The organism is Microbacterium sp. (genome assembly GCF_047972865.1).
Taxonomy (GTDB): Bacteria; Actinomycetota; Actinomycetes; order Actinomycetales; family Microbacteriaceae; genus Microbacterium.
The window spans coordinates 1-3,731 of the sequence record NZ_JBKEAY010000141.1; the positions used below are offsets into that span (position 1 = coordinate 1).

A 3,731-nucleotide genomic window follows, 5' to 3' on the forward strand; every position below is an offset into this window, starting at 1 on the left:
CCTCGTCGCAGGCAGTGTTGGTCGTGCGACGGGTCGCGGAAGTGTGTGGTGCGCGGCTGGTCACCATGTCGGCGGCCCACCACGACGAGGCGGTCTGCCAGGTCTCCCACGTGCCGCAACTGATGAGCGCGCTGGTCGCGGGGGGGCTCGTCGACCTGCCGCCGGAGCACCTCCGCCTCGCGGGCCAGGGGGTGCGCGACGTGACCCGCATTGCTGGTTCGGATCCGCGGCTGTGGCAGCAGATCATTGCGGCGAATTGGCAGGCCCTACGCGTCGAGTTGGAGGGTCTCCACACCCGGCTCGGGGAACTCATCGACGTGCTGGACGACCCAGAGGCCGTGCGAGCTTTTCTGGATCGGGGGCGGCAAGGGGTGAGGTCACTGCCCGGAAAGCACGGCTCACCCTCGAGCGCCTGGATGCACGTTGTCATCGAGATCCCGGACGAGCCGGGTGCGTTGGCGCGACTATTCGCCGACATTGACGATGCCGGTGTCAATGTCGAGGACGTCACGATCGACCACGATCTGGAGCGACGGGTGGGCTGGCTGGCCGTGCATGTCGAGCCAAGCGCCTCCGCGAAGCTGGCCACCGCGATGATGGAGGCTGGCTGGACGGTTCGCCCCTAGCTGGAGCGTGCGCGGGCAGCGAGCCGCAGTCAGTAGACTGCTGCGGTGTCACAAACGCGTCTCGTCATCGCTATCGACGGCCCGAGTGGGTCCGGGAAATCGTCTACTGCCCGAGAAGTCGCTCGCCGCCTGTCGTTGGGCTATCTCGACACCGGCGCCATGTACCGGGCGGTCACGGTTGCGTTCCTCGACTCGGGTGTCGATCCAGCCGACACTGCGGCCGTGATCGCGGCAACCACGGGCGCCGACATCGAGATCTCACTCGATCCGGACGCGCACTGGGTCCGGGTCAACGGCCGCGAGGTCACCGCGGAAATACGCGAGCCGCGCACCTCCGCGAACGTTTCGGCAGTGGCGACCATCCCGGAGTGTCGGGCCGATCTTGTGAGACGCCAGCGGGCGCTGATGGACTCCGATCCGCGTGGTGTCGTTGCCGAGGGCCGCGACGTAACGACGGTGGTCTACCCGGACGCCGACGTCCGGATTCTGCTCACCGCGTCGGAGGTCGAGCGCCTCGCGCGCCGCGGGAGCGAGCTGGCCGGGCAGGTGAGCGAAGCGGATCTGCGCGACCAAGTGCTGCGCCGCGACGCAGACGACTCACTGTTGGTGAACTTCACGCAGGCGGCCGACGGAGTTCACCACCTTGATACGTCCGAGTTGAGCTTCACCCACGTCGTCGACGTCGTGCTCGCTCTGGTCGATGAGGTGCGCGCATGAGTACGAGGCCCGTCCTCGCCGTCGTGGGCCGGCCCAATGTCGGCAAGTCGCAGATGGTTAACCGAATCCTTGGCCGCCGCGAGGCTGTCGTCCAGGACCTGCCCGGAGTCACCCGCGACCGGGTGAGTTACGACGCGAGCTGGAATGGTCGGGAGTTCATCATCGTGGACACCGGCGGCTGGGCCTCGGACGCGCGCGGCATGGCAGCGCGGATCGCCGAACAAGCCGAACTGGCCATTGCGACGGCGGACGCCGTCCTGCTCGTCGTGGACGCGACCGTGGGCATCACCGATGAGGATGAGGCCGTAGTCCGGGTGCTGCGCAGGTCGGCCAAGCCTGTCGTCCTCGCGGCGAACAAGGTCGACGACCAGCGGTTGGAAGCCGAGGCGGCTGGGATGTGGAACCTCGGGCTCGGGGAGCCGCATCCCGTGTCCGCGCTGCACGGGCGCGGTTCAGGCGACTTGTTGGACGCGGTGTTGGCCGCGCTACCCGAAGCGCCACGGGAGGAGGACCCAGAGCCGGGCGGCCCCCGGCGAGTCGCCATCGTGGGCAAGCCGAATGTCGGAAAGTCGAGCCTGCTCAACAAACTCACCAGACAGGACCGGTCCGTGGTGGACAACGTGGCCGGGACGACTGTCGACCCGGTGGACGAGCTCGTCACCCTGGGGGGTGAGACCGATCGGTTTATCGACACGGCAGGCCTGCGCCGTCGTGTCAAAGAGGCATCGGGACATGAGTACTACGCGTCACTGCGGACCCAACAGGCCGCGGAGCGCGCCGAGGTGTGTGTGGTGGTGATTGACGCCTCAGAAACGATCGCCGATCAAGACCTGAAGCTGCTCACCATGGTGGAAGAGGCGGGCAAGGCGCTCGTCATCGCCTACAACAAATGGGACCTGACCGACGATGAACGTCGTCGTTATCTGACACGCGAGATCGAGCGTGATGTGCAAGCGTTTGGTTGGGCACCGCGGGTGAACATTTCGGCACTGACGGGACGCAACGTCGACAAGCTCAAGACGGCTGTCGATGCCGCCTTGGCGGGCTGGGAGACTCGCGTGACAACGGGACAGCTCAATGCCTTTCTCGGACGTGTCGCAGCCTCCCATCCGCATCCAGTGCGGAGCGGCAAGCAGCCACGGATTCTCTTCGGAACCCAGGCGCAGAACTGCCCGCCGACATTCGCCCTGTTCACGAGCGGGCGGATGGATCCTCCCTACGTCCGGTTTGTCGAGAGACGGTTGCGGGAGGAGTTCGGGTTCGCCGGCACGCCGGTCATCATCGAGGTGCGTCCGAGGCAGAAGCGCGGGAAGTGATTGTGCCGGCCACCCCCTTCCTCGCCGTGGATCTTGAAGTCCTCGACGCCAACATCGAGCGGACAGCGGCTTGGTCCGCTGATCGCGGGATCGCGCTACGTCCCCACGTGAAGACCCACAAATGCCCCGAGATCGCTCTGCGGCAACGCGATGCGGGCGGATCTGGCATGACGGTCGCCACGATCGGGGAGGCCGAGGTCTTCGCCCAAGCCGGGTTCGATGACCTCTTTATTGCCTACCCGCTGTGGATCGACGAGGAACGCCACGCGCGCCTGAGACGGGTGAGCGAATGGGCGGTGGTGACAGTTGGCATCGATTCGGCAGAAGGGGCACGACGGCTGGTCGGCAGCGGTGTCAGTGCGCTCGTCGAGGTCGACTCGGGCCACCACCGGACCGGAGTCGACCCGCGGGAGGCGGGCGAGCTAGCGGCGGCGGCCGTGGCGGTCGGGCTGCCCGTGGTTGGCGTATTTGCCTTCCCTGGACACAGCTACGCACCGGGTGGTCGAGAGGAGGCTGCGCACTCCGAGGCGGACGCACTGCTCCGGGCAGCAACATCCCTGCGTGACGCCGGAGTGGAGCCGCACGTGGTCAGCGGTGGCTCAAGCCCCAGCCTCGCGGCGACCGGGGTCGGACTCAGCGAGGTGCGCCCTGGCGTCTATGTGGTGAACGACGCGCAGCAGTGGGAGTTGGGTGCCTGCTCGACCGAACAGATCGCGCTCTCCTGCCACGCGACTGTCGTGAGTCACGCCGGTGGTCGCCTCATCCTCGACGCCGGTTCCAAGGTTCTAGGGGCGGACCGACCCCTATGGGCGTCCGGTTCAGGACGGCTGCTGGACGAACCTCAGGCGCGGATCCTGTCGCTGTCGGAGCATCACGCCGTGGTCGACATGCGTGGGGGCCCGTTGCCCGGGCTCGGCACGGTTGTGCGGGTCGTGCCGAATCACGCATGCAACGCAATCAACCTCGTCGACGAACTCTTCGTGGTCGCTGATGGCACCGTGGTTGATGCGTGGCCCGTCACGGCCCGCGGGCTCAACGCCTGAGAAGGGAGACCTGGTGAGCGAAACGGTGA

General features: G+C 67.0%; 4 protein-coding genes. All 4 read left to right on the top strand.

The window, feature by feature from the left end:
• The coding region (locus tag ACK5KK_RS08725; RefSeq protein WP_416889699.1) for a prephenate dehydrogenase dimerization domain-containing protein at positions 1 to 626 on the top strand (626 nt) is incomplete at its 5' end.
• A gap of 45 nt (positions 627 to 671) precedes the next feature.
• Entirely contained in the window at positions 672 to 1,343 is a 672-nt protein-coding gene (gene cmk, locus ACK5KK_RS08730; protein WP_416889700.1) for a (d)CMP kinase, read from the top strand.
• Entirely contained in the window at positions 1,340 to 2,659 is a 1,320-nt protein-coding gene (gene der, locus ACK5KK_RS08735) for a ribosome biogenesis GTPase Der (protein ID WP_416889701.1), read from the top strand. The genes cmk and der overlap by 4 nt, the downstream gene beginning before the upstream one ends.
• Positions 2,660 to 2,661: 2 nt before the next feature.
• The gene (locus ACK5KK_RS08740) at positions 2,662 to 3,702 is read left to right on the top strand and encodes an alanine racemase (RefSeq protein WP_416889702.1); all 1,041 of its coding nucleotides are present in this window, start codon (positions 2,662 to 2,664) and stop codon (positions 3,700 to 3,702) included.
• Positions 3,703 to 3,731: the final 29 nt, after the last annotated feature.